General features: G+C 67.6%; 30 protein-coding genes. 8 read left to right on the plus strand and 22 right to left on the minus strand.

Going from position 1 to position 23,820, the window contains the following annotated elements; all coding sequences use genetic code 11:
* Nucleotides 1-27 precede the first annotated feature (27 nt).
* From AC3WLD_RS14005 to AC3WLD_RS14025, 5 genes are all read right to left on the minus strand, one after another.
* A complete protein-coding gene (locus tag AC3WLD_RS14005) occupies nucleotides 28-522 on the minus strand; it encodes a DNA-deoxyinosine glycosylase (protein ID WP_492557588.1) in 495 nt (164 codons plus the stop codon).
* Nucleotides 519-1,055 carry a hypothetical protein gene (locus AC3WLD_RS14010; RefSeq protein ID WP_492557589.1) on the minus strand — a complete coding sequence of 179 codons (537 nt, stop codon included), beginning with the start codon at nucleotides 1,053-1,055 and terminating at the stop codon, nucleotides 519-521. Before AC3WLD_RS14010 ends, AC3WLD_RS14005 begins: the two co-directional genes overlap by 4 nt.
* The gene (gene leuC, locus AC3WLD_RS14015) at nucleotides 1,052-2,479 is read right to left on the minus strand and encodes a 3-isopropylmalate dehydratase large subunit (protein WP_492557590.1); all 1,428 of its coding nucleotides are present in this window, start codon (nucleotides 2,477-2,479) and stop codon (nucleotides 1,052-1,054) included. Before leuC ends, AC3WLD_RS14010 begins: the two co-directional genes overlap by 4 nt.
* Nucleotides 2,480-2,628: 149 nt before the next feature.
* Entirely contained in the window at nucleotides 2,629-2,994 is a 366-nt protein-coding gene (locus tag AC3WLD_RS14020; protein ID WP_492557591.1) for a hypothetical protein, read from the minus strand.
* Between the two features lie 184 nt (nucleotides 2,995-3,178).
* The gene (locus AC3WLD_RS14025) at nucleotides 3,179-3,601 is read right to left on the minus strand and encodes a hypothetical protein (protein WP_492557592.1); all 423 of its coding nucleotides are present in this window, start codon (nucleotides 3,599-3,601) and stop codon (nucleotides 3,179-3,181) included.
* A gap of 193 nt (nucleotides 3,602-3,794) precedes the next feature.
* Between AC3WLD_RS14025 and AC3WLD_RS14030 the strand changes: the two genes are divergently transcribed.
* On the plus strand, nucleotides 3,795-4,310 hold the full coding sequence (locus AC3WLD_RS14030; RefSeq protein WP_492557673.1) for a sterol desaturase family protein: 516 nt from the start codon (nucleotides 3,795-3,797) through the stop codon (nucleotides 4,308-4,310).
* Nucleotides 4,311-4,333: 23 nt separating this feature from the next.
* Nucleotides 4,334-5,113 carry a hypothetical protein gene (locus tag AC3WLD_RS14035; protein ID WP_492557593.1) on the plus strand — a complete coding sequence of 260 codons (780 nt, stop codon included), beginning with the start codon at nucleotides 4,334-4,336 and terminating at the stop codon, nucleotides 5,111-5,113.
* A gap of 292 nt (nucleotides 5,114-5,405) precedes the next feature.
* Here AC3WLD_RS14035 and AC3WLD_RS14040 read toward each other — a convergent pair whose 3' ends face one another.
* From AC3WLD_RS14040 to AC3WLD_RS14090, 11 genes are all read right to left on the minus strand, one after another.
* Nucleotides 5,406-5,756: a YbaN family protein gene (locus tag AC3WLD_RS14040; RefSeq protein ID WP_492557674.1), complete on the minus strand. Its 351-nt coding sequence runs from the start codon at nucleotides 5,754-5,756 to the stop codon at nucleotides 5,406-5,408.
* A gap of 2 nt (nucleotides 5,757-5,758) precedes the next feature.
* Nucleotides 5,759-6,169: a SufE family protein gene (locus tag AC3WLD_RS14045; RefSeq protein WP_492557594.1), complete on the minus strand. Its 411-nt coding sequence runs from the start codon at nucleotides 6,167-6,169 to the stop codon at nucleotides 5,759-5,761.
* Nucleotides 6,170-6,235: 66 nt separating this feature from the next.
* The gene (locus tag AC3WLD_RS14050; protein ID WP_492557595.1) at nucleotides 6,236-6,463 is read right to left on the minus strand and encodes a hypothetical protein; all 228 of its coding nucleotides are present in this window, start codon (nucleotides 6,461-6,463) and stop codon (nucleotides 6,236-6,238) included.
* 30 nt (nucleotides 6,464-6,493) lie between these two features.
* Nucleotides 6,494-6,742: a hypothetical protein gene (locus AC3WLD_RS14055; protein ID WP_492557596.1), complete on the minus strand. Its 249-nt coding sequence runs from the start codon at nucleotides 6,740-6,742 to the stop codon at nucleotides 6,494-6,496.
* Nucleotides 6,743-6,755: 13 nt separating this feature from the next.
* Nucleotides 6,756-7,028: a hypothetical protein gene (locus AC3WLD_RS14060; protein WP_492557597.1), complete on the minus strand. Its 273-nt coding sequence runs from the start codon at nucleotides 7,026-7,028 to the stop codon at nucleotides 6,756-6,758.
* The gene (locus AC3WLD_RS14065) at nucleotides 7,028-7,339 is read right to left on the minus strand and encodes a hypothetical protein (protein WP_492557598.1); all 312 of its coding nucleotides are present in this window, start codon (nucleotides 7,337-7,339) and stop codon (nucleotides 7,028-7,030) included. Before AC3WLD_RS14065 ends, AC3WLD_RS14060 begins: the two co-directional genes overlap by 1 nt.
* Nucleotides 7,336-7,632 (minus strand): hypothetical protein, encoded by a 297-nt coding sequence (locus AC3WLD_RS14070; RefSeq protein ID WP_492557599.1) that lies wholly within the window; start codon nucleotides 7,630-7,632, stop codon nucleotides 7,336-7,338. The genes AC3WLD_RS14065 and AC3WLD_RS14070 overlap by 4 nt, the downstream gene beginning before the upstream one ends.
* A 26-nt stretch (nucleotides 7,633-7,658) precedes the next feature.
* Nucleotides 7,659-8,036 carry an envelope stress response membrane protein PspC gene (pspC, locus tag AC3WLD_RS14075; protein ID WP_492557600.1) on the minus strand — a complete coding sequence of 126 codons (378 nt, stop codon included), beginning with the start codon at nucleotides 8,034-8,036 and terminating at the stop codon, nucleotides 7,659-7,661.
* Nucleotides 8,033-8,335, minus strand: a complete 303-nt coding sequence (gene pspB, locus AC3WLD_RS14080) for an envelope stress response membrane protein PspB (protein WP_492557601.1) — start codon at nucleotides 8,333-8,335, stop codon at nucleotides 8,033-8,035. Before pspB ends, pspC begins: the two co-directional genes overlap by 4 nt.
* Nucleotides 8,336-8,339: 4 nt before the next feature.
* A complete protein-coding gene (pspA, locus tag AC3WLD_RS14085; protein WP_492557675.1) occupies nucleotides 8,340-9,086 on the minus strand; it encodes a phage shock protein PspA in 747 nt (248 codons plus the stop codon).
* Between the two features lie 113 nt (nucleotides 9,087-9,199).
* Nucleotides 9,200-9,358 carry a hypothetical protein gene (locus tag AC3WLD_RS14090; RefSeq protein WP_492557602.1) on the minus strand — a complete coding sequence of 53 codons (159 nt, stop codon included), beginning with the start codon at nucleotides 9,356-9,358 and terminating at the stop codon, nucleotides 9,200-9,202.
* Between the two features lie 151 nt (nucleotides 9,359-9,509).
* On the opposite strand from AC3WLD_RS14090, the gene pspF reads away from it, so the two are divergent.
* Together pspF and recF are read left to right on the plus strand one after the other, a co-directional pair.
* The gene (gene pspF / locus AC3WLD_RS14095; RefSeq protein WP_492557603.1) at nucleotides 9,510-10,535 is read left to right on the plus strand and encodes a phage shock protein operon transcriptional activator; all 1,026 of its coding nucleotides are present in this window, start codon (nucleotides 9,510-9,512) and stop codon (nucleotides 10,533-10,535) included.
* A gap of 64 nt (nucleotides 10,536-10,599) precedes the next feature.
* Nucleotides 10,600-11,661 carry a DNA replication/repair protein RecF gene (gene recF, locus AC3WLD_RS14100; protein WP_492557604.1) on the plus strand — a complete coding sequence of 354 codons (1,062 nt, stop codon included), beginning with the start codon at nucleotides 10,600-10,602 and terminating at the stop codon, nucleotides 11,659-11,661.
* Between the two features lie 110 nt (nucleotides 11,662-11,771).
* Here the strand turns inward: recF and AC3WLD_RS14105 are convergent, their stop codons facing one another.
* Nucleotides 11,772-12,464 (minus strand): arylesterase, encoded by a 693-nt coding sequence (locus tag AC3WLD_RS14105; RefSeq protein ID WP_492557605.1) that lies wholly within the window; start codon nucleotides 12,462-12,464, stop codon nucleotides 11,772-11,774.
* A gap of 63 nt (nucleotides 12,465-12,527) precedes the next feature.
* On the opposite strand from AC3WLD_RS14105, the gene AC3WLD_RS14110 reads away from it, so the two are divergent.
* Both AC3WLD_RS14110 and AC3WLD_RS14115 read left to right on the plus strand, forming a co-directional pair.
* The gene (locus AC3WLD_RS14110) at nucleotides 12,528-13,238 is read left to right on the plus strand and encodes an ABC transporter ATP-binding protein (RefSeq protein ID WP_492557606.1); all 711 of its coding nucleotides are present in this window, start codon (nucleotides 12,528-12,530) and stop codon (nucleotides 13,236-13,238) included.
* Nucleotides 13,235-15,772: an ABC transporter permease gene (locus AC3WLD_RS14115; RefSeq protein ID WP_492557607.1), complete on the plus strand. Its 2,538-nt coding sequence runs from the start codon at nucleotides 13,235-13,237 to the stop codon at nucleotides 15,770-15,772. Before AC3WLD_RS14110 ends, AC3WLD_RS14115 begins: the two co-directional genes overlap by 4 nt.
* Here the strand turns inward: AC3WLD_RS14115 and AC3WLD_RS14120 are convergent.
* The 4 genes from AC3WLD_RS14120 to AC3WLD_RS14135 form a co-directional block, all read right to left on the minus strand.
* Nucleotides 15,769-16,215 (minus strand): DUF805 domain-containing protein, encoded by a 447-nt coding sequence (locus AC3WLD_RS14120; RefSeq protein ID WP_492557608.1) that lies wholly within the window; start codon nucleotides 16,213-16,215, stop codon nucleotides 15,769-15,771. The two genes, AC3WLD_RS14115 and AC3WLD_RS14120, sit on opposite strands and share 4 nt — an antisense overlap.
* A gap of 89 nt (nucleotides 16,216-16,304) precedes the next feature.
* Nucleotides 16,305-16,787 carry an RDD family protein gene (locus AC3WLD_RS14125; RefSeq protein ID WP_492557609.1) on the minus strand — a complete coding sequence of 161 codons (483 nt, stop codon included), beginning with the start codon at nucleotides 16,785-16,787 and terminating at the stop codon, nucleotides 16,305-16,307.
* A 57-nt stretch (nucleotides 16,788-16,844) separates the two neighbouring features.
* Nucleotides 16,845-17,246, minus strand: a complete 402-nt coding sequence (locus AC3WLD_RS14130) for a DUF805 domain-containing protein (RefSeq protein ID WP_492557610.1) — start codon at nucleotides 17,244-17,246, stop codon at nucleotides 16,845-16,847.
* A 158-nt stretch (nucleotides 17,247-17,404) separates the two neighbouring features.
* Entirely contained in the window at nucleotides 17,405-20,056 is a 2,652-nt protein-coding gene (locus AC3WLD_RS14135) for a TonB-dependent receptor (protein ID WP_492557611.1), read from the minus strand.
* 340 nt (nucleotides 20,057-20,396) lie between these two features.
* On the opposite strand from AC3WLD_RS14135, the gene typA reads away from it, so the two are divergent.
* Nucleotides 20,397-22,229: a translational GTPase TypA gene (gene typA, locus AC3WLD_RS14140; protein ID WP_492557612.1), complete on the plus strand. Its 1,833-nt coding sequence runs from the start codon at nucleotides 20,397-20,399 to the stop codon at nucleotides 22,227-22,229.
* Between the two features lie 204 nt (nucleotides 22,230-22,433).
* Here the strand turns inward: typA and AC3WLD_RS14145 are convergent, their stop codons facing one another.
* Nucleotides 22,434-23,072 (minus strand): hypothetical protein, encoded by a 639-nt coding sequence (locus tag AC3WLD_RS14145; protein ID WP_492557613.1) that lies wholly within the window; start codon nucleotides 23,070-23,072, stop codon nucleotides 22,434-22,436.
* A gap of 325 nt (nucleotides 23,073-23,397) precedes the next feature.
* Between AC3WLD_RS14145 and AC3WLD_RS14150 the strand changes: the two genes are divergently transcribed.
* Nucleotides 23,398-23,778, plus strand: a complete 381-nt coding sequence (locus AC3WLD_RS14150; RefSeq protein ID WP_492557614.1) for a hypothetical protein — start codon at nucleotides 23,398-23,400, stop codon at nucleotides 23,776-23,778.
* Nucleotides 23,779-23,820: the final 42 nt, after the last annotated feature.

Raw genomic sequence — 23,820 nt, forward strand, 5'->3', positions numbered from 1 at the left:
TGGCGTGTGACAGGGATATTGCAAGGATCAGGCGAGGAATTTCCGCAGCAAATTCCACCGCTGCTGCTTTTCCGCGAGGCGCATCGCAGCATGTGCGGGGCTGCTGGAGGGCAGGTCGAGGAGCTCGCATCCGGTCCGCCCTGCAAGCTGCCGCCGGCCTATCCGCGCCGAAGTCGCGCCGTTGAAGGCGACGGCCTGCAAGGCCGGCAATGCTTCGGCCAGCTCCGCCAGGGGAGCCGCCTCGGCCTCGCGGATCGCAGCGTCGAGGCTGCCATCGCGCCGGGCGGTGGCGATGGTGTCCCACAGGCCGATGCCGTGGTCCTGCAGCGCTGCCAGTCGTTCGTCGTAGTCCAGCGCCGCGAGATCCTGTCCGATTACCCCGCCGACCAGCCGCCAGAACTGGTTCTGCGGATGAGCGTAGTACCGCTGCGCCGCCAGGCTCGCCTCCCCGGGAAGACTGCCGAGGATGAGGACCCGGGTGCGGCAATCGGTAACGGGAGCGAAAGCGGATTTGCGGGTCACTTTACCAGCGGATTGACCGGGTCGCGCCCGGTGTTCCACTGGACCCACTGATCGCCCAGCCCCGGATGATCGGCTGCGCCTTCGCGCAGCGCGACGATCGCCGGGTTCGACATGCTGCGCGGCAGGACCACGCCGCCGTCGTCCAGCATCAGCTCGTCGCCGAGGAGCTGGAACACGGCGCCCTCCGCTGCCGGGCGATAGGCCTGGACGATGGTCAGGGTCCGTCCCTCGCTGACGAGGTCGATCATCAGAGCGCGCGCCTTGTTGCCCTGATTGGTCTCGACTTCGGTTTCCTGCGAGAACGCGCATTCGGCGAACTGGCCGGCGGTGGAGCCCATGAAGGTCTTTGCCTGCGCGAGCGATTCGTCCTCGCTCGGTGCGTCGAAGGTGATCAGGCGGCGGTCGCCCTGCGCGGTCTCGCACAGCGCCTGCGGGACGTAATGCTCCCCCGCGGGCTCCGCGGAGATCGTCCAGAACCCGTGCGCCAGCAGGAACCCGGCCAGCTGCAGGGCGCCGGCGGACAGCGGGATCACAGCGACCGCACGTCCGTCAGCCGCCCGGTGAGCGCGGCGGCGGCGGCCATCGCCGGGCTGACGAGGTGGGTGCGCGCACCGGGCCCCTGCCGGCCGACGAAGTTGCGGTTGGAGGTCGAGGCGCAGCGCTCGCCCGCGGGCACCTTGTCGGGGTTCATGCCGAGGCAGGCCGAACAACCCGGCTCGCGCCATTCCAGCCCGGCGTCGGTGAACACCTTGTCGAGCCCCTCCGCCTCGGCCTGCTGCTTGACCAGGCCCGAGCCGGGGACGACGATCGCCCACTTGACGCTGTCGGCCTTGCGCTTGCCCTTGAGCACCGCCGCGGCGGCCCGCAGGTCCTCGATCCGGCTGTTGGTGCAGCTGCCGATGAACACGTTCTGGACCTCGACCCCGTCGAGCCGCTGGCCCGGTTCAAGCCCCATGTATTCGAGGCTCTTGCGCGCCGCATCCTGCTTGGACGGATCGGCAAAGCTCAACGGATCGGGGACGACGCCGGTGATCGGCAGGACGTCTTCGGGGCTGGTGCCCCAGGTGACGCTGGGCGCGATGTCGGCGGCGTCGATCACCACGACCTTGTCATAGGTAGCGCCGGGATCGGTGGCGAGGCTCTTCCACCATTCGACCGCCGCGTCCCAGTCCGCACCCTTGGGCGCATAGGGCCGGCCCTTTACATAGGCGAAGGTCTTTTCGTCCGGCGCGATCAGGCCGGCGCGGGCGCCGTGCTCGATCGCCATGTTCGACACGGTCAGGCGCCCCTCGATGCTGAGGTCGCGGATCGTGCTGCCGGTGTATTCGATGACATAGCCGGTCCCGCCGGAAGCGCCGACCACGCCGGTGATGTGGAGGACCACGTCCTTGGCGGAGACGCCCGGCGCCAGCGGCCCGTCGACGCGCACCTCCATGGTTTTCGACTGCTTGAGCAGCAGCGTCTGCGTGGCGAGCACGTGCTCGACCTCGCTGGTGCCGATGCCGAACGCGAGCGCGCCGAGCCCGCCGTGGCAGGCGGTGTGGCTGTCGCCGCAGACGATCGTCGCGCCGGGGAGCGAGAAGCCCTGCTCCGGCCCGACGACGTGGACGATGCCCTGCTCGGCATCGGTGGCGCCGATGTAGCGGATGCCGAATGCGGGCGCGTTCTGCTCCAGCGCGGCGAGCTGGCTCGCACTTTCCGGATCGGCGATCGGCAGGCGGTTGCCCGCCGCGTCGCGCCGCGCGGTGGTCGGCAGGTTGTGATCGGGGACCGCGAGGGTCAGGTCGGGCCGGCGCACGGTTCGTCCCGCAAGCCGCAGCGCCTCGAACGCCTGGGGACTCGTGACCTCGTGGACGAGGTGGCGGTCGATGTAGACGATGCAGGTCCCGTCGTCGCGCCGTTCAACGACGTGGGCGTCCCAGATCTTTTCGTAAAGCGTGCGTGGTTTGCTGGCCATGATGATTGCGCGGTTAGGCCCGCGCTGCCGGCAATTCAAGGTTCGGGTTGGGATGCGAAGCAATTTCCGGGCGTATCGGGACGGAGCGGTGAAGTGGCGGCTGCTCCGTCCCGAACCCGGGTCCCCGCGTGGGGGAAAACAGTCAGGGCTCAGCCGCGGCGGCCATCCCAGTCGCGGCGTTCAAGCCGCAGCTGGCCACGCACCGCATTGACGCGCTGCTCGAGCGTGGCGACTTCGCCGCGGGTCAGGCCGTTGCGGGCATAGCTGGCATAGAGCCGCTGGATCTGGCGGGCATCGTCACGCAGACGCGTCGCCTCGCGGCCGGAGATCGTGTGCCGATAAGCCGCCCGATCGATCGCCTGGCGGAGCGAAGCGATGTCCTGGCGAATCTCGGCGTTGCGGCCCGGGGAGATCTGCCAGGCGGCGGCATGGGGCGCCGGGCGGGCTGCCGCGGGGACCGCCGCAACGCCGACCAGCAGCGCGGGGGCGAGAGCTAGGATGATCCTGTTACGCATCGATTTTCTCCTGTCGTTGGAGTGACCTGCCAACAATGCCCCGACCCATGCCGCGGGTCCTGCCGCGAATTGTAAGAATGTGTCTGCGGATGGTGTCATTCGCGTTGCAGACAGACACCGCGGCCGCACGGCAAAGGGCCGGACAATCGCTCGCCCGGCCCTTCGTTTGTCCTGATGGTCGGCTTTACCAGCCGCGATAGCCGTCGCGGCCGTAATCGCCGCGGCCATATCCGCCGCGGTAGTCGTCGCGGTAACCCGAAAGAAGGTTGCGGATGCGGTCAAGCTGGTACTGGACGGCGCGCACCTCGGTCCGGTTCAGGCCGTCACGGGTATAGTTGTCGAGCGCCGACCGGACCTTCCACAGTTCGCTGCGCGCGAAGCGGGAGTCGCGACCGCCGCGGCTATCGGCAACGCGCTGGAGTTCCGCGATCTGGTTGTAGAGCGAACGGGCCATTCCGCGATCACCGCGCCAGCCGCCGCGGTAGTCGCCGCGGTAATCTTCATGATAGCCGCCACGGCCCCAGTCCTGGGCGGAGGCGGGCGCCACCGCGCCGAGCGCCGCGATGGCGGCCAGGGCGGGAGCAGCGATCTTCGCGAGCTTGCGCATGGGTCTTTCCTTTCTTCAGTCCCGGAGTTTCCTTCCGGGATCGGTGTCGTCCGATGTGTTCATAAATATGCCTTCGAATCTGAACGGTGGAAAAACGGCGGCATTCAACTCATCGCGGGTTTGCATCAAAGTGTCGCAGAGCCGGTCATGCTTCGGGGTGGGGATTATCCGCGCGATGCGCTATATCGCCCCCATGTCGCCACTTGCCGTCGCCGCCATCGTCCTCGCCACCGTGCTCGCCATGGAGTTCGTCGCGTGGAGCAGCCACAAGTACGTGATGCACGGCTTCGGCTGGGGCTGGCACCGTGACCATCACGAGCGCCACGACGGCTTTTTCGAGAAGAACGACCTCTACGCGCTGGTCGGCGCGGCCATCTCGATCAGCTTCTTCGCGATCGGCAGCCCGCTGGTGCGCGGGGCCGCCGCCTGGGAACCGGGTACCTGGATCGGGCTGGGCGTGCTGTTCTACGGCGTGATCTACACGCTGGTCCACGACGGGCTGGTCCACCAGCGGTGGTTCCGCTGGGTGCCCAAGCGCGGCTATGCGAAGCGGCTGGTCCAGGCCCACAAGCTGCACCATGCGACGCAGGGCAAGGAAGGAGGGGTCAGCTTCGGCTTCGTGTTCGCGCGCGACCCGGCCGTGCTCAAGCAGGAGCTGAAGGTGCAGCGCGAACAGGGAATTGCCGTGCTGCGCGAGGCGCTGGACTAAGGCACGCGCAGCAGGGGGAGCGGATGACGAAAGGCTGGCTCATCGCATTGGCGCTGACGCTCGCGCCGGTCGCGCAGGCGCAGGAAGCCCCCGCCCCGGCCGCACGCCCGCTCCCCGAAGCGCCCCCGTTCGACCAGAACGGCATGCCGTTCGTCGGCTACACCTGGACCTGCAAGGCGAGCGCCGGCGAGGGCGACTTCGCCCTCACCGCCACGCTGCTGATCGATGCCGACGGCAACATGTTTTCAGCCAGCGCCCAGAGCGCACTGGTCGCCGCCAATCCGGCGCAGGTGCTCGCTCCCGGCGAAAAGTCGCGTGAACCGTGGGTGTTCGCGAGCACCTTGCGCTGGAGGCTGTACTGGTGGACGTTCGGCCGCGACCAGCCTGCGGGCGTGCCTACCTTCGATGCCAGGCAGGCCGACGTGTTCTTCGAGCTGACCCCCGAAGGACGGTTGCCCGAACAGCTCGTTCTGTCGCTCAAACGGCCTTCCGCGGCGTCCCGCTCGGACCAGGCGCTGGTGATCGGCGGATACCGGTTGAAGGGCACTGGCAACTTCTCGATCGACTTTGCGACCCTCGCCGACTTTGCCGGGTATTCGTGGGTTGCGGCGAAATGGCCGTTCGAGGGCAGCCACATCGCGCTCAGTAAACGCGCCGGCTATGGGATGATAGCGCCCGGCCAGTTCAACCGCGTGCTGGCCAACCTCCCGGCGCTGAACGCGGCGCTGGCCGGGATGTCGGCGGATTATCGCAACCGGTGCGAGCCGGAAGCCGCCTACGAAAGCAACGAGATCGTCATCTGAGGTGCCCGTTCGCGGTCCGTGGTGCCTCGCAGACTAGCGAATTCCCCGCTGCCACGGCCACAGGGCGACCCATTGGTCCCGCTTCAGCCGTTTGAGCCGCGCCCCGCATCGGCGGCAGCGACCATGGAAGTGATCGTCGATCACGACGACCTTCCGCTTGTTTGGCTGATGTCCCCCAGCCATGCATTTCAGGCGTTCGAACACCTGCGCCCCCGCCCAGTTAATCCACGTTAGTGGACGCGCCTATCGATCGATTTGCAAGCGCCCTTTCTTCGGAAACCGATGCAACCGGTTATTCGTTCCGGGTCCAGATCCACAGGCCGCTCGTCGCCATGACGCCGAGCGGGATCAGGACCCACGGCCAGCCCGCGGTCAGCCCGGTGACCGCGACCGACACCGCCATCGCCGCCAGCGCCGCGATCTTGGCCTTGCGCGAGATGGCCCGCCGATCGCGCCAGGCGCGCAGCGATGCGCCATAGGTCGGATGGTCGAGCAGTCGTTGCTCCCACGCCGGGTTCGAACGGGCGAAGCAGAATGCGGCGAGCAGCAGGAACGGCACCGTCGGTAGGACCGGCAGGAACGCCCCGACCGCGCCAAGCCCGACGAAGAGCAGCCCGGCGACGCGCCAGAGCCAGCGGCCGATGCTCACCCCTCCGCCAGACGCGCGGCGTGTTCGCGGACCAGCGCGATCATGTTGGGGACGCCCTGCGTGCGGTTGGAGGACAACTGGTTCTTGAGATCGAATGGCGCGAGTTCGGAGGCAATATCGAGCGCGGCGACTTCGCCCGCGGGCTTGTCCTGCACCGCGGCAAGCACCAGCGCGACGATCCCCTTGGTGATCGCCGCATTGCTGTCAGCCAGGAAGTGCAGCTTCCCGTCGGCCTGCGACACCGGATAGACCCACACGCTGGCCGAACAGCCGCGCACCAGCGTCGCCTCGGTCTTGAGCGCATCAGGCATCGGCTCGAGCTCGCGGCCCAGTTCGATCAGCAGGCGATAGCGCTCGTCGCCGTCGAGGAATTCGTACTCTTCGCGGATATCGTCGAGGCTGCGCATGGATCGCGGCTCTAGCGGCTAAGCCGAAGCGGCGAAAGGTCCCGGATCAGGTCCGGGACCACGATGCTAGAGATCCACGCCGCTGGCGATCGCCTCGAGCTTGCGCAGGCGTTCCTTGAGGTCGGCCATCTCGATCCGCGTCACCCCCATCGGCGCGAGCTCACCGTCGCGGGCGACGGCCAGTTCTTCGCGCTTGAGGTCCAGCCAGCCGTTCCACGCCTTGAGCGACGTGGCGGCGATGACCAGCAGTCCGGTAAGGGCAGCGGCGGCAATGACGATCTGGTCGAAGGGCATCTTGCGTCCTCCTGTCAATCGGCGCGGACCCTACTGGTCGCGCAGCTTCTCGATCTCGTGGCTGAGGCGGCGGGTGTCGTCGGTGGCGATGCGTTCGAGCACTTCCACCCGCTTGCGCAGTTCGACGACCTCGCGCTCGAGCTCGCGGGTATAGACCTCGCGCTCGTTTGACTGCGGCGGCTGCGGGCCGAAGTGCCCTTCGCGGCGCAGCTTCTGGTTGCGCAGCCAGACAACGGCCATGATCGCGACGATGGCAACAAGGGTCGATCCGAAGCTCACGTGGGCGTACTCCTCAATTCACCTTGGCGTCGCGCAGACCGTCGATCTGCAGCGCGAGCTCGCTGGTCTTGTCGGTGGCGATGCGTTCGAGCACCCGCACCCGGGCTTCGAGCCGCTCGGACTGGGCGGCATACTGCGCGGCCTTCTCGGCGGTCTGCCGCGAGAGGATCTCCAGCTCTCGCTCCTTGAAGGCCAGCCGCCGCTTGTACGCTTCGGTGGCCATGCCGAGCGCCACGATCAAGCCGATCACGACCGTCGCAAGGCCCATGAATTCACCGAATTCCATCAGACGGTCCTCCCCTCTGCGGCCGGCGGCTCGCGCAGCGCCTCGATCTGCGCGGCGACGCCGACGCTGCGATCGGTGACGATCCGTTCGACGTTCTCGAGCCGCGACAGCGTCTGGCCGAGCTGCTCACGCAGCGCTTCGTTCTCGGCGCGCAGACGGGTCACCTGGTCCTCCTCGGCGCGGGCAGTCTTGCCGCCCCACTCGTCCTCGAGCGCGTACCCGTGGCGAGCGCGGATCCAGTTGTTGACGACCCACCCGACGGTCGAGATCGAGACGATCGCGATGACGAATTCAGGACCTGCCCAGTTCATGCCCGGCCTCTCCGGCTGTGGCTGCTGTCCTCGATCGCCCGGGTGTCGCGCAGTGCCTCGATCTGGGCGGCGACGTCATAGCCCTTGTCGGTGACGATGCGTTCGAGCACTCGGACACGCTCCTCCAGTTCGCGGGTGTGGCTGGCGTACTGCGCGGCCTTCTCGGCGGTCTGGCTGGTCGCAGCCTCGATCTGCATCTGGGCGATCTTGGTGCGGTGCTTGGTCCAGATCGCGATGATCGGGATCGACAGCGCAACGATCGGGATCAGCGCGCCCAGGTCTCCGGTAATCATGTGAATTTCCCCCTTCGCGGCCCTGCTCAGCGCAGGCGTTCGATCTCGGCCGAAAGCCGCGGATTGCTGTTGACGTAGTAGCTTTCGACGTCGGCCAGGCGGCGGTCGATGTCGCGGAACTGGGCGCGGACCTCGCGGGCCGTGCGCGCCGGCGACTGGCGGACACGCTGCCAGAACTTCTGCTCTTGCCTGTCGACATAAAGGTGGGCGGGCTTCTTTGAGGCAAGCAGGCCGACCAGGATGTAGAACGGGATGATCATCCCGCCGGTCATGAACAGCGCGAAGATCGCAGCCAGCCGGACCCAGATCGGATCGACGCCGGTGTAGTCGCCGATCCCGGCGCAGACGCCGAGGATCTTGCCATCGACCTTGTCGCGATAGAAGCGGGTGCGCGGGCTGTTCACTTGGCTTTCCTTCCCTGTTGGGCGAACAACTTGTCGAGTTCGCGAAGCTGGCGGTCGTCGGTTTCTTCTTCGTGGCGCAGGCGCGCCGACTTGAAGTCGGGGTTGTCGGAAGCGACCAGGCGTTCGACCGTGTCCATCCGTTCGTCGAGGCGGCGGGCGAGCTGGTAAAGCTCGTCGAGCAGGGCCTCGTCACCGGTGGTGAGGGTCGCGGCGGTCTTCCACCTGGTGATGTAGTGAAGCACGATCCAGGGCAGGCCGATGAACAACGTGCCCATCACGATCAGCGTATCGGAGTCCATTTCCTCAACCCTCCTTCTGCGCGTTGAGTTCGCGCTTCATGGCTTCGAGTTCCTCGTCGATCTTGTCCTGCCCGGCGAGGGCGGAGATCTGGTCGGCAAGGCTCGCCGGCGCGTTCGAGCCGTCGGCAAGGCTCAGCGCGTCGGCGCGTCCCTCGGCGTAGTCGACCCGGCGTTCGAGCTGGTCGAAGCGGGCCATCGCCTCGTCGACCCGCTCGCTCGCCAGCAAGGTGCGCAGCTTGACGCGGTTTTCGGCGCTTTCGAGGCGCGCGGCGATCGCGGTCTGGCGGCTGCGGGCCTCGCGCAGGCGGTTCTGCAGCTTCTCGATGTCGAGTTCGTAGGCGCGCAGCGCATCGTCGAGGACCTTGATCTCCTCGCTCAGCTGGTTCGCCATGTCGCTGGCCTTCTTCTTCTCCACCAGCGCGGCGCGGGCGAGGTCCTCGCGGTCCTTCGACAGCGCGAGCTGCGCCTTTTCCGCCCAGTCGGCCTGGAGCTTGTCGAGCCGGACGACGTGGCGGTGCATCTCCTTCTGGTCGGCGATGGTGCGGGCGGCGCTGGCGCGCACTTCCACCAGCGTCTCCTCCATCTCGAGGATGATCAGCCGGATCATCTTCGCCGGATCGTCGGCCTTGTCCAGCATGTCGTTGAAATTGGCCGAGATGATATCAAGGGTGCGGGAGAAGATTCCCATCAGGTGCGCTCCGTTGAAAGCCGGGCGGCGATCGTCGCCGGCAGGATCGGGGTTCGCCCGCAGTCCTTCAAGGACCGCGTCGAAACGGGTGGGACGGGCCGAAGCGCCACGGCGGGGACTGTCGCCGTCAGCGGGGGGAGCGAGGCGCTCCGGCCCAAGGGGGTGAAGCGGTTCGTTCACGCCAGCTCACCGGTGATCGCGGCGGCCGAGGCGTAAGGCGCCGGGGCGGCGTGAAGCTGCTGGGTCAGCGCGATGCAGTTGAGCGCCAGCATCGCACCGATGCTGGCCAGCGCGACGCGGCCCAGCTTGGTCGAGAAGAAAGCGGCGGTGTACATCGTGAGGTCTCCGTTGGTCCTGGTCAGCAAGACTTGTTCACCCTTCAGCAAGGCGCGTGCCAAACGCGAAAAGCCCGGAAATCCGCCATTTCCCAGATCGTTTCAGTGGTGACTATTGCCCAAGGTTGGGAAAATGTGCCACAAGTTGGGCATGGATCGGGAAACGCAGTTCATCGGCCAGTCGAGCGCCTTCCTCGATGCGGTCGAACGCGCCAGCCGCGCCGCGCCGATGCGCCGCCCGGTGCTCGTGATCGGCGAGCGCGGCACCGGCAAGGAGCTGATCGCCGAGCGCCTCCACCGCCTGTCTGCGCGCTGGGGCGAGCCGCTTGTCACGCTTAACTGCGCGGCGCTCCCCGAAACGCTGATCGAGGCCGAGCTGTTCGGGCACGAGGCGGGCGCCTTCACCGGAGCCACCCGCGCCCGCGCCGGGCGGTTCGAGGAGGCGGACAAGGGCACGCTGTTCCTCGACGAGCTCGCCACGCTGTCGATGGGCGCGCAGGAGCGCCTGCTGCGCGCCGTCGAATACGGCGAGGTCGCCCGCATCGGCTCGTCGAAGCCGATCCGCGTCGACGTCCGCATCGTCGCCGCGACCAACGAGGACCTCCCCCGCCTCGCCGGCGAGGGCCGGTTCCGTCCCGACCTGCTCGACCGGCTGAGCTTCGAGGTCATCACCCTCCCCCCGCTGCGGGTGCGCGAGGGCGATATCGCCGTGCTCTCCGACTACTTCGGGCGGCGGATGGCGGCGGAACTGCACTGGGACCGCTGGCCCGGCTTCGCGCCGCACGTGATGCAGGCGATGGAGGACTACGCCTGGCCCGGCAACGTCCGCGAGCTGCGCAACGCGGTCGAACGCGCGGTCTATCGCTGGGACAATTGGGACCAGCCGGTCGGCCATATCCAGTTCGATCCGTTCGAAAGCCCTTGGAAGCCGGCTGCGCTGCCCTGTGCGCCGTCCCCGGCCGGGGAAGCACCCCGCCCAGCGCCGCCCTCGCCACTGTTCGACGACATTTCCGACCTGCGCGGCGCGGTCGATGCGCACGAGCGGGCGATCCTCGAACATGCGCTGGGCCGCAACCGCTACAACCAGCGCCAGACCGCGAAGGCGCTGGGACTCAGCTACGACCAGCTACGCCACTGCCTCAGGAAGCACGGGCTCCTGGAAAAAGGCGCGGCCTAGTTCCCCTCCCGCATGCAGGAGGGGGAGACTGGCGCTGGCCCTGCATCCCCTCTAAGCCCCGGCCATGCCCCTCACCCGCCTGACCCTGCGCCATTTCCGCAACCATGCGGCGACGCGGCTCGACGGGACGGCGCGCTTCAACCTGCTGGTGGGCGAGAACGGCGCGGGCAAGACCAACGTGCTCGAGGCGATCTCGCTGCTGGCGCCGGGACGCGGCCTGCGCCGGGCGGCGCTGCCCGAAATGGCCGGGCGCGGCGGCGACGGCGGGTTCGCGGTGGCGGCGGATCTCGGCGAGGAACTGGGCATCGGCACCGCCAGCCTGCCGGGCGCGCCCGGCCGCCGGTCCGTGCGGATCAACGGCGCGGAAGTGCCCGCCGCGCGGCTGGGCGAATGGCTTTCGCTGACCTGGCTGACCCCGGCGATGGACCGCCTGTTCACCGACAGCCCCGGCTCCCGCCGCCGCTTCCTCGACCGGCTGGTGCTGGCCCGCGAGCCCGGCCACGCCCGCCTTTCGGCCCGATACGAGGCTGCCCTGCGCGAGCGCAACCGCCTGCTCGGCGAGGCGGCAGAGCCGGACCCGGCGTGGCTCGATGCGCTGGAGGCGCAGCTTTCGGAAACCGGCGCGGCCATCGCGGCGGCGCGGCTGCGCTTGGTGGGGGAGCTGACCGCCGCGATCGAAGCGCTGCCCGAGCAGCCCTTCGCGAGGCCTGCGCTCGATTACACCGGCGACGACGGATCGGACCTTGCCAGCCTGCTGCGTGAAAGCCGCCGCCGCGACCGCGCTGCCGGGCGCACCCTCGTCGGCCCGCACCGCGACGACCTGGCGGTCACGCTTGCCGCCAAGCAGGCCCCGGCGGCGGACTGCTCGACCGGCGAGCAGAAGGCCATGCTCATCGCCATCGTCCTTGCCCACGCCGCCCTCGCCGCCGGGGAACGCCCGCGCCTGCTGCTGCTGGACGAGATCGCCGCGCACCTCGACCCCGTCCGCCGCGCGGCGCTCTATGAACGGCTGGCCGAGAGCGGGGCGCAGGTCTGGCTGACGGGCACTGAGCTGGCAGCGTTCACCGAAATTGCGGATGAGGCGGCGACGTGGCGGGTGAGCGACGGGGCGGCGGAGAGGGTTTAGCGCCTTTCACAACAACACCTGCTCCCCCGCGAAGACGGGGGCCTTGTGCCGCAAACGGTCCGCTCGATTGATGGAGGTCCCTGCCTTCGCGGGGACGCAAAGAAACAAGGCTATTTCGACGTCGCCCCCTTCAGCGCCTTCTCCACGTCTCCTGCGGTAAACGCGACGATCTTCTCCACCCCTTGCGCGTTGGGGTGGATATGGTCGGGCAGGATCAGCTCGGGCTTGCCGATCACCGGTTCGAGCAGGAACGGCACCAGCGGCACGCCGTACTTCTTCGCCAGCGCCGGGTAGATGGCATTGAACTTGCCCGCATAGTCCGCGCCCATGTTCGGTGCGGCGAGCAGGCCGGTGAGCATGAACGGCAGCCCGCGCTTCTTCAGTTCGGCGCAGATCGCGTCGAGGTTCTTCAGCGTTTCCTCGGGCGGGAGGCCGCGCAACATGTCGTTCCCGCCGAGGCCGACCATGACGAGCGCGGGCTTCGCCGGCTGGTTGTCGAGCGTGAAGGCCAGCCGCTGCAGGCCTGCGGCGGTGGTGTCACCCGAAACCCCGGCGTTGACGAAGCGCACCGCCACGCCCTTCGCGTTGAGCGCCGCCTCGAGCCGCGGCGGATAGCCTTCTCCCGGATCGAGCTGGTAGCCGGCATAGAGGCTGTCCCCGAACGCAAGCACGACCGGCGCGTTGGCCGGGATCGCGGGCACAGAGGCGACCGAGGCCGCAGGACTGGCGCTTGGTGCGGGGGCCGGCTCGCCCTGGTTGCACGCGGCAAGAACGAGGGCGGCCAGGAGAGGCAGTTTTTTCATCAGCTTCGGATCGTACCTTGAGACTGGTTGCAACACGCAACCAATCTATGCCACTTGAGCGCCGTGACAAGCGATCCCGCGAACGCCGCCGCCAGCCCCGTCATTTCCGCGCATGGCCTGACCCTCTCGCTTGGCGAGGGGGACGGGCGCGTGGAGATCCTGCGCGGCATCGACCTGGCCATCCATGAGGGCGAAAGCGTTGCGCTGCTCGGGCCATCCGGTTCGGGCAAGAGCTCGCTGCTGTCGGTCCTGTCGGGGCTCGAGCGCGCCGGCGGCGGATCGCTGTCGGTGGCAGGCGCGGATTTCACCGCGATGGACGAGGACGCGCTGGCCGCGGCGCGGCGCGGGCGGATCGGGATCGTCCTCCAGGCCTTCCACCTCCTGCCGACGATGACGGCGCAGGAGAACGTCGCCACCCCGCTCGAACTGGCCGGCATCGACGGCGCAGCCCGGCGCGCGGCGGAAGAGCTGGCCGCGGTCGGGCTCGGCCACCGCCTGTCGCATTATCCGCAGCAGCTTTCGGGCGGCGAGCAGCAGCGCGTCGCCATCGCCCGCGCGCTCGCGCCGCGCCCGGCGATCCTCTTTGCCGACGAACCCACCGGTAACCTCGACGCCGCGACCGGCGCGCAGATCATGGACCTGCTGTTCGCCCGCGCCGCCGAAGCCGGGGCGACGCTGCTGGTCGTCACTCACGATCCCGCGCTCGCGACACGCTGCGGGCGGGTCGTGACGATGAGCGACGGGCGGATCGTTTCGGACACCGGCGCGGCATGACCATGCCCTGGAGCACCGCGTGGCGGCTTGCCCGGCGCGGGCTCGACTGGCGCTTCAGGGGCCTGCGCCTGCTGGCGGTGTGCCTCGTCCTTGGCGTGGCGGCACTGGCCGCGATCGGCACGCTGACCGGGGCCATCGAGAGCGAGCTCAAGGCGCGCGGCCAGGTCTTCCTCGGCGGCGATCTTGAGGTCACCGCCGTCCAGCGCGAGGCGACGGCGCAGGAGCGTGCCGCCATCGGTGCGCTCGGCGACGTATCCGAAGGCGCTCGCCTCCAGGCACTCGCCCGCGACCCGCGCGATGCCTCGGTCGGGGTACCGGTCGACGTCAAGGCGGTCGACGCGAAATGGCCGCTTTATGGCACGTTCACCCTTGCCGGGGGCCGCGAGGCGGCTGCCCCCACGGGCCTCGCCGCATGGATTAGCGAAGGCGTGGCCGAGCGGATGAACCTGAAGACGGGCGACCGCTTCCTGCTTGGCGAGGCATCGCTCACGGTTGGCGGGGTGATCGGGGACGAGCCCGACCGGGTCGGAGAAGGCTTTTCGCTCGGCCCGGCGGTGATTGTCAGCCGCGCCGCGCTCGATGCCACCAGGCTGGTGCAGCCGGGCTCGATGGTGCGGATGAAGTACCGGGTGAAGCTGCCGCCCGGGCGCGATCCGGCACCTTTGGTCGAGGGGCTCAAGCAGCAGTTCCCCACCGCCGGGCTCGAATTCCGCACCCGTGACAAGGCCGCACCGGGGCTCGACCGGTTTGTCGACCGGATGGGCCAGTTCCTCGTCCTCGTGGCCCTCGCCGCGCTGGCCATCGCCGGGATCGGCATCGGCAACGGGGTGACCAGCTATCTCGAAACGCGGCGCGGGAGCATCGCCACCCTGAAGGTGCTGGGCGCGACGAGCGGGGACATTGCCCGGATCTATCTGCTCCAGTTGTCCGCTGCGACGGCGGCGGCGATCGCGGTGGGCCTGGCCATCGGCCTTGCGGTGACGCCCCTGCTCGGCCGGCTGCTGGCGGGACTGCTGCCGATCGAGACCGGGTTCGTCCTTGACATTCCGGCGCTGCTGATCGCCGCGAGCTATGGCGCGCTGATCGCGCTGACCTTCGCCGCGCCGCCGCTGGTGCGGGCGCGCGAGTTTCCGGCCATGGCGCTGATGAGGGCGCGGGTCAGCCCGCTCGCCGCCGGGTGGCGCAAGGCGGCGCTGCCGGTGGCGCTCGGCATCGGCGGCATTTCCGCGCTGGCGGTGGCGACCTCGCCGCAGAAATGGCTCGCGGCGGGGTTCCTCGGCGGAGCGGCGGCGATCTTCGTGGTGCTGGCGCTGCTCGGCCGCGGCGTGACCTGGCTCGCGGCACGGCTGCCCCGCCCGCGCAACGCCATTGCCCGGATCGCTCTCGCCAACCTCCACCGCCCCGGGGCGCAGACCCCGGCGCTGGTCGTCGCGCTCGGCTTCGGGCTCGCCGCATTTGTGGTGCTGGCGGGGGTGCAGACCAGCCTCGACGCCAACATCGCGGCGCGCGTGCCGGCCAGGGCGCCCGACTATTTCGTCCTCGACGTGCCGCGTGACCGGGTGGACGAATTCACCGCGCAGGTCTCCCGCGCCGCGCCGCGGGCGATGGTCCGCACCGTGCCCGCCCTGCGCGGCTCGATCACCGCCTATGGCCCGGCGGGTGCGATGACCCGCGTCGCCGATCTCAAGGAAATTCCCGAAGACGCCTGGGCGCTGCGCGGCGACCGCGGGCTGACCTATGCCGAGGACGTGCCCGAGGGGAATACGGTCACCGCCGGCCAGTGGTGGCCGAAGAACTACACGGGCGAACCGCTGGTTTCGGTCGACGAGAAGCTGGCCGCAGCCCTTGGCCTGAAACTGGGCGACCGGATCACAGTGACGCTGCTCGGCATCGAACGCAGCGCGACCATCGCCTCGTTCCGGCGGATCGACTGGGATTCGATGGGCTTCAACTACGTCATGGTGTTCAGCCCCAACGCCTTGCAGGACGCACCCCACAACCTCGCCGCGACGATCGAGCTGCCGGCCGCGGAAAAGACCCCCGCGGTGCGCCGCGCGCTGTTCTCGGGCCTCGTCCGCAGCTTCCCGTCGAGCTCGGTGATCGAGGTCGGGCCGGTGATCGCGCAGGCGCGCACCATCCTCTCGCAGATGGGCACCGCGATCCTCGCCGCCGCTTCCGTGGCGATCCTCGCCGGGCTCGCGGTGCTGACCGGCGCGATCGCCGCGGCGCGGGCGGCGCGGACCTATGACACGGTGATCCTGCGCGTGCTGGGGGCGAGCCGGCGACAGCTTTTCGCCATGTTGCTCGCCGAATACGGCCTGCTCAGCGCCCTCCTCGCCAGCGTCGCGCTGGCGCTGGGGACGCTCACCGCATGGCTGGTGATCGTCCGCCTGTTCGAGTTCGAGTGGCTGCCGGGCTGGCCGCAGATCCTCGGCGTTCTCGCCGCCGGGATCGCGCTGGTGCTTGGCTTCGCGGTGGCCGGGTCTTGGAGCGTCCTGCGCTCCCGCCCGGCGCAGGTGCTTCGCGAGCTTTAGGCGAAGACCGCCGAAGCGCCCCAGCCACGGCCCTTGGGATCCTCGCCGAAGCGGTTCTCGCCCGCGGTGCCGTCGCTGCAGAGCACGACGAGATAGACGATGTTGGCGATCCACCCGACGAACGGGATCATTCCCAGCACGGGAAAGCCGAGAATCCACCACCCGGACATGTCGCGGTCGTGCAACCGCCGGACCGTGACCGCCAGGTTGGGGACGAAGGCGATGATCATCCAGAACACGAGCAGGGTGACCCCGACCAGGAAGCCCGGCCCGCCCACCAGCGCCGCGAACGCCTCTTCAATGCCGAGCGAGAAGTCGATCCCGCTGATCAGGATGCCGGCGGCGAAGAATATGACCAGGTAGTTGAGCAACTGGAACAACCAGTACTCGGATCGGGTCGAGCGACCGCTGAAGTCCGCATAGCGGTTGAATGCTTCTAACATGCACAGGCCCCTTCTGCGCTGCAGGAGGGGCGATTATCTGCCGGAGACCTTAAAGGAGCGTAGCGTTACCGCCGATTCGGTGATGGTTGTCAGCGGAAGACATCGGCGCTGGCTGTGTCGGCCATGCTCCCCTTGCGCAGGACGAGCGTGCTGGCGATCATGTCGTGCAGACCCTGCTTGCGCTGGGTCCAGCCGACCATGAGGAAGCCGAAGCCGAGGATCAGAACCGATAGGTACTTGGCGAAATAGCGTCCGGTCGCGCGGCCGAAACCGAGCTGGTAGCCGTTCTCGTCGGTGACCACGAGACCCAGCGCCATCTTGCCGACAGTCGCCTGCCGGCTCGAGCTTTCCATGATCGCGTAGTAAAGCCAGTTCAGGACGATGCCGATGGCGTTTCCGCCAAGGTTGGCGAGGATCGATGCCGTGTTCACGTCGGAAGAGCCGCCGGCAAACATCATCCCGCCGAGGAGCCCGCCGAAGATGGCCCCGATGGTGCCGCCCACCACCGCGAGTATGATCGCATCGATCAGCCAGGCCGCGAACCGCTCCCAGAAACCGCCATACGTCGCCATCGCTGCTCCTCGCGGTCATGCGGCCGGACGGCCATGCCGCCCGGCCCGTCTAGTCAATTACTGGAACGCCATCGCGCCACTGACGTCCTTCGGATCGGGTCCGAACCGGTTCGGACCGCGTGTGCCCTCGGTGCAGTAGAACACCAGCAGGATGATCCCGCCTACCAGCGGAATGAGGCCGAGCAGCAAGGTCCAACCCGACTTGTCGATGTCGTGCATCCGCCGCACGGCCACCGCAATTCCGGGCACGATGCTGCCAAGCGAAAAGACCACAAGCGCGAGCATGAAGATGCCCGACAGGATATTGCCGAGATCGCCGGTCGAACCGATTACAACTCCAACAACGACGAGCAGCGCCTGCACGACGAGCTGGAACAGGAAGAACATCCAGTATTCCTTGCGCCGCGCGCGACCGTCGAAATCGGCGTATTGCCGGTAAGGCTTCAGCATCCATTCCATGTGTTTTCCCCCTTTTCACGCCTCGCCCGGCGCTGGCGGTGAGTGAGCCACGAAACGGTTGCGAGCGCAACCACCGATTGATGTAGCGTCAACCTGACCCGCCACGAAAAAAGGGGGCCGCGAAGCCCCCTTTTTCCGTTTGGCGATGTCGCGCCGCCTCAGAAGCGAAAGCGCGCCGCCACGCCGTAGGTGCGCGGCTGGTTGGTGTAGCCCGACACCGACTGGTTCTGCGCCACCGAGTCGAAAATGTCGGTGATGTCGCGGTCGTCGAGCAGGTTGCGGCCCCACACCGACAATTCAAGCCCGTTGTGCATGGCATAGGTGATCGACGCGTTGAGATCGTTGACCTCGCGCTTGAACTGCTGTGCCGCCTGGCGCGCCGTGTCGTAGTTGAGCGAGCCGTCCGGGTTGCGGGTGATGTAGTTGAGCAGGCCAGGTTCGGTCAGCGTGCTCGCCTCGTACTGGAAGTCGGTGCGCAGGATGATGTGGTCGTCGTTGGCCAGCGGCTGGTCCCACTGCGCACCCCAGACCGCGCGCAGCTTGGGGATATTGGTGACCGCGGTGCCCGAAACGTCGCCGAACGGCGAGTTGACGTACTTGTCGTACTTCGGGTCGAGGTAGGTCATCGCCAGCGTCAGCGTCAGCTCGTCGACCGGCTTGACCATGCCGTCGAACTCGATCCCGAAGGTCGACTGCTTGTCCGCATTGCCGAGGATATAGCCGGTTCCGGTGAAGGTGTTCGCCTGGAAGTTCTTGATCGACTGCTTGAAGAATGTGAGGTTGGCCGAGGCGACGCCCCAGTTGCCCTTGATCCCCAGTTCATAGACGCTCGAATCTTCCGGCTTGGCGAAGCGGGCGCCGGGCCGGCTGTCGCGCGAGAGGTTGAACGAGCTTGCCTTGAACCCGGTCGAGTAGCTGACATAGGCGTTGAGCGTGTCGCTGATCTCGTAGGCAGCGCGGGCCGTCCACGACCAGTCGCCGTCGCGGGTCTTGCCGCTTTCCGCCGCGTTCGGGATGTTGGTGAACGGCGGCAGGAACTGGAACGGACGCAGCGCGAGGAACGGGTTGACCGCCGGGTTCGTGGCGTTGGCCGCCGCGAATGCGGAAACCCCGGCCGAAACCTGGTTGAAGATCGCGTTGTTCTGCGCGCTCGACGTCGCGAACGCCTGGATCTCCGCGCCGGTCGCACCGCGGCCGAGCTGGAGGATGTTGCCGATCTGCGTCGACAGCCCCTGCTGGAAGATCGCGGTCTGGCCGATCGAGGTCAGGTTGAGCGCCGAGAACACGTCGGTGCTGAACGACGCGCTCGACACGTCCTTCGCGTCGTGGGTGTAGTTGGCGCCCAGCGTCAGGGTCAGGCGGTCGGTCACTTCGAAATCGACATTGCCGAAGGCCGAGTAACTTTCGTCCTTCTGCTTGAAGTTGTTGAAGAAGCCCTGCCCGCCGATGAAGAACCGGTTGATGTAGTTCTGACCCGTGAGGCCGCTGATGATCGCCTCCAGATTGTCGACCGCCGCGTCGTTCGGCGGGCTGGTGATCGGGCCACCGATCAGGAGGTTGGCATAGTTGCGGAAGTCTGCGCCGTAGAGGATCTGGTCAGACGACTTGGCCTTCTCGTTGAAGTAGTAGCCGCCGATCAGGAAGTTGAACGGACCATCGAGGTTGGTGGCGAGACGCAGTTCCTCGGTGAAGGTCTTGAGGTCGGCCTGGCCGATGTTGGCGCCGGTGGCGAGACGGGCGCTGCTGAAATCGACGTCCTGGTTCGCGCTCAACCGGCTTTCGCGGTAGGCGGTGATCGAGGTCAGGGTCAGTGGGCCGAACTCGTAGTCGATCTGCCCGGAAACGCCCCAGTTACGCACCTTGCTGAACGGCACGACGTCGCTGTAGACCTCGTCCGCGAACGGCGTGTTGGGGTTGTTGAGCTGCCCGCCGACCGCCAGCACGGCGCCGCTAGCCGCCGAGCGCCGCAGGTTGAACACCGCACAGCACTTTTCGTTGATCCGGTCGTAGTCGCCGATCAGGCGGATCGACAGCGCGTCGGTCGGTTCGAAAAGCATCTGGCCGCGGACGAACCAGCGATTGCGGTCGTTGAGGTCGTCGCCGTTGAAGAGGTTCGTCACATAGCCGTCGCGGCGGTTGTAGCCGCCCGAGATGCTGGCCGCGATCGTGTCGCTGAGCGGGCCGGTGATCACGCCCTTCACGACCACCGAATCGTAGTTGCCGTACGACGCCTCGATGTTGCCGCCGAAATTGAACTGCGGCTTCTGCGTGACGATCGAGATCACGCCGGCCGAGGCGTTCTTGCCGAACAGGGTCGACTGCGGGCCGCGCAGGACTTCGACCCGCTGGATGTCGGGAAGATCGCTGATCTGGGCGATGGCGCGGCTGCGATAGACGCCGTCGACGAACACCGCGACCGACGGCTCGAGGCCGATGTTGTTGCCGCTCGTGCCGAAGCCGCGGATGTTATAGGTCGTCGCGAACGCGCTCTGGCTGGTGGTCACCCGAAGCGAAGGGACCAGCGACTGCAGGTCCTTGATGTCGCGGATCTGGGCGCGCTCGATATCCTTGGCGGTCGTGACCGAGACGGCGACCGGCACGTCCTGGAGCGTTTGCTCCCGCTTGGTCGCGGTCACGATGATTTCGTTGCCGGAACCCGTCTCCTCGGGCGCGGCATCTTCGGCCGGCTGGGCGACGTCTTCCTGCGGTACATCCTGCGCGTGCGCGACGGGCGAAAACGCCAGTGCGGCCATGCCGGTGCCGGCGAAAAGGACGGCGCGAACCGTGCGGCCGGTGACGAAAGTCTTCATATAAGCAAACCCTTCCTGCAAACAGCAGGGGCGCAGATCCGCGTTTTCGCGATATGCCCACAACACCCTGCTCCGCCTGTCAGCTTAAGTGCAGGATTCCGGGGGCACAATCGCGGACTTCAGCGCCCTGCGGCGGCACGCGGCATCTGTGGCATATTAGTCACATGGGAAACCACTTAGCGCCGCTGGCCGCGACGGAAGGCGGAACCACGGGGCATGCTTCGCGCTGCAACGACTCTCCGGCCTCACCGTGCTTGCCGCAACGCACAATAAGCTGTAAGCGCGCGCCCGATGATCGCGGTCCTGGATGCCGCGCGCCCTCCATTTCGGAAAGTGTCCCATGTCCGCGCCCCTACCCCTGCGCAATATCGCCATTATCGCCCACGTCGACCACGGCAAGACGACCCTGGTGGACCAGCTGTTCCGCCAGTCCGGCACTTTCCGCGACAACCAGCGCGTGGAAGAGCGCGCGATGGATTCGAACGACCTCGAGAAGGAACGCGGGATCACCATTCTCGCCAAGTGCACCTCGGTCGAATGGAACGGCACGCATATCAACATCGTCGACACGCCCGGCCACGCCGACTTCGGTGGCGAGGTCGAGCGCATCCTCTCGATGGTCGACGGCGTGATCCTGCTGGTCGACAGCTCCGAAGGCGCCATGCCGCAGACCAAGTTCGTCACCGGCAAGGCGCTCGCGCTCGGCCTGCGCCCGATCGTGGTGGTCAACAAGGTCGACCGCCCGGACGAGCGCATCCAGGAAGTGCTCGACGAGGTCTTCGACCTGTTCGTCAGCCTTGAGGCCACTGACGAACAGCTCGATTTCCCGGTGCTGTATGCCTCCGGCCGCAATGGCTATGCCAACGAGGATCCGAGCCTTCGCGAAGGCACGCTGACCCCGCTGTTCGAGACCATCGTCCGCCACGTCCCCGCCCCGGCGGCCGATGTCGACGGGCCGTTCAAGTTCCTCGTCACCCTGCTCGATCGCGACAACTTCCTCGGCCGCATCCTCACCGGCAAGGTCCAGTCGGGCAAGGTCAAGGTCAACTCGCCGATCCACGCGATCGACAGCGAGGGCAAGGTACTGGAGACCGGCCGCGCCTCGAAGCTGCTCGCCTTCCGCGGGCTGGAGCGGGTGCCGGTCGAGGAGGCCAGCGCCGGCGACATCATCTCGATCGCCGGTCTGACCGTGGCGACCGTGGCCAACACCGTCGCCGATACCAGCGTGACCGAGCCGCTCCACGCCCAGCCGATCGACCCGCCGACCCTGTCGATGCGCTTTGCCGTCAACGACAGCCCGATGGCCGGGCGCGAGGGCAGCAAGGTCACCAGCCGGATGATCCGCGACCGGCTTGAACGCGAGGCCGAATCGAACGTCGCGATCCGCGTCACCGAGAGCGCCGACAAGGACAGCTTCGAAGTTGCCGGGCGCGGCGAACTCCAGCTCGGCGTGCTGATCGAAACGATGCGCCGCGAGGGCTTCGAGCTGGGCATCAGCCGTCCGCGCGTGCTGTTCCAGACCGACGAGAACGGCAAGCCGACCGAGCCTTACGAGACCGTGGTGATCGACGTGGACGACGAACACGCCGGCACGGTCGTCGAGAAGATGGCGATCCGCAAGGGCGAGATGACCGACATGCGCCCCTCTGGCGGCGGCAAGACCCGCATCACCTTCTCCGCCCCGTCGCGCGGTCTGATCGGCTACCACGGCGAATTCCTGTCCGACACCCGCGGCACCGGCATCATGAACCGGCTGTTCGAGAAGTACGGGCCGCACAAGGGCAAGATCGAGGGCCGGAAGAACGGCGTGCTCATTTCCAACGGCAATGGCGAGGCGGTCGCCTATGCCCTCGGGCCCCTGGAGGAGCGCGGGATCCTGTTTGTCGGCGTCGGCACGCCGCTGTATGAAGGCATGATCATCGGCGAGAATGCCAAGCCGGAAGACCTCGAGGTCAACCCGATGAAGTCCAAGCAGCTGACGAACTTCCGTTCGACCGGCAAGGACGACGCGATCCGCCTGACCCCGCCGAAGATCATGACGCTGGAGCAGGCCATCGCCTATATCGATGACGACGAGATGGTCGAAGTCACGCCCAAGTCGATCCGCCTGCGCAAGGCCCTGCTCGACCCGAACGAGCGCAAGAAGGCCTCGCGGAGCAAGGAAGCGGCGTAAGCCCCTTTCGCAACAGGCTGCTTCGTCATTGCGAGGAGCGCAGCGACGACGCAATCCAGAGCGGGCTTCCTACACTCTGGATTGCTGCGGCCTTCGGCCTCGCAATGACGGACGTCAGGCGACCTTATTAGAAAAGGGCCGGACCTCGCGAGAGGCCGGCCCTTTTCCGTTTGCGACCCGAGTGGCCCCGGGCTTGTTATATCGTCAGCTGCCGGCCGGAGCGGGCGTCGTGGCTTCGGCGGCAGTGCGCGTTGCGGCGACGCCGACGGCCTTGTCGAACTGGGCGGCCGTGAACAGCAGCGAAACGCCGCCGTCGGCACCCAGCGTCATCGTGTCCCTGGGCAACGCCACCGGCTTTGCACCCTCGCGTTCGACCACGACGTTGCCGGCAGCTGTCACTTCCTTAATCTTGCCGATGACCACGCCGTCCTGGCTCTTGATCTCGGCTCCGGCGACCAGCGCCGCGTTCAGTGCCGAAGCGGTCTCCGCTGCCTTGCCCTCGACCGCGGCATCGAGCTGCTCGCGGGTCCAGGTGATCAGGAAGCCTTTCTCGTTCCTGCCGATCGAGGTGAGCGCCACGCCGGCCTTGTTGCGGCCCGTGTCGACCACCGCGCCGCCTGCGTTGAGCGCGACGACCTTGCCGACTTCGCTGCCATCCGGGCCATAGATCATGTCCCCGACCTGCGGAGTCGCGGCGGCCGGAGCAGGTGCGGCGTCGGTCGGCGCAGCGGCGGGCGCAGCCTCGGTCGGTGCAGGTGCAGGTGCTGGCGTAGCCTCCTGAGCGAGAGCGGGGGCCGCAATGCCGGTCAGCAGCGCGGCGGCGAGAGGGGCGAACCTGTTCATGCAAAACTCCGATATTCAAAGGGAACGACGTCCCGGCGACCAAGGTGATGGCAGGCCGGCGCTTGTCGACAGCCCGTTCTTGCATCACCGGGGGCCGGACTCGGGTTCGGCAGGTGAACGCCAAATGAAGCGGATGGGCGGCCCCGGCGCCTCGTCTACGTGCGACAACAACTCGCCCGCGAGCCGGTCAGGCAACACGACGAATTGCAGGAGATTATAGCTCGATCAAAAGGTTAACGCAGCGTTCAGCGGCGCGCGCGCTCACTGCGCCATCGGCCGTGCGGGACTGCGGAGTCGCGCGCGGGGAAAGCGGAGACCAGAACCCATGAAGACCCTCATCGGCAAGGCGGCGATGATCGCGACGCTCGCCGCCTCCACCCTGTCGTTCGCTGCGCCGGCTGAGGCCCGCGACCATTACCGCCACCACCGCGGCGGCGGCGATGATGCCGCGATCGCCATCGGCGCGGGCCTCATCGGGCTCGCCATCGGCGCGGCAATCGCCTCGGACCACAACGACCGCTACGACGACCGCGGCTATTACTACGACAGCTACCCGCGCTATCGCGGTGGCTACTATTACGACAGCTACCCGCGTTACCGGACGTATCGCTATGACGCGTATCGCGGCGACTGGCGGCGCGACCGCTACCGCGATCGTCACGAGCGCCGCTGGCGCGACCGCGACGGCCGTCGCTGGGGATATTGATGATTGACTGACGGAGGGGCGGCCTGGTTGCCGCCCCTCTCG

It is taken from the genome of Novosphingobium sp. FW305-C-111 (assembly GCF_058783565.1).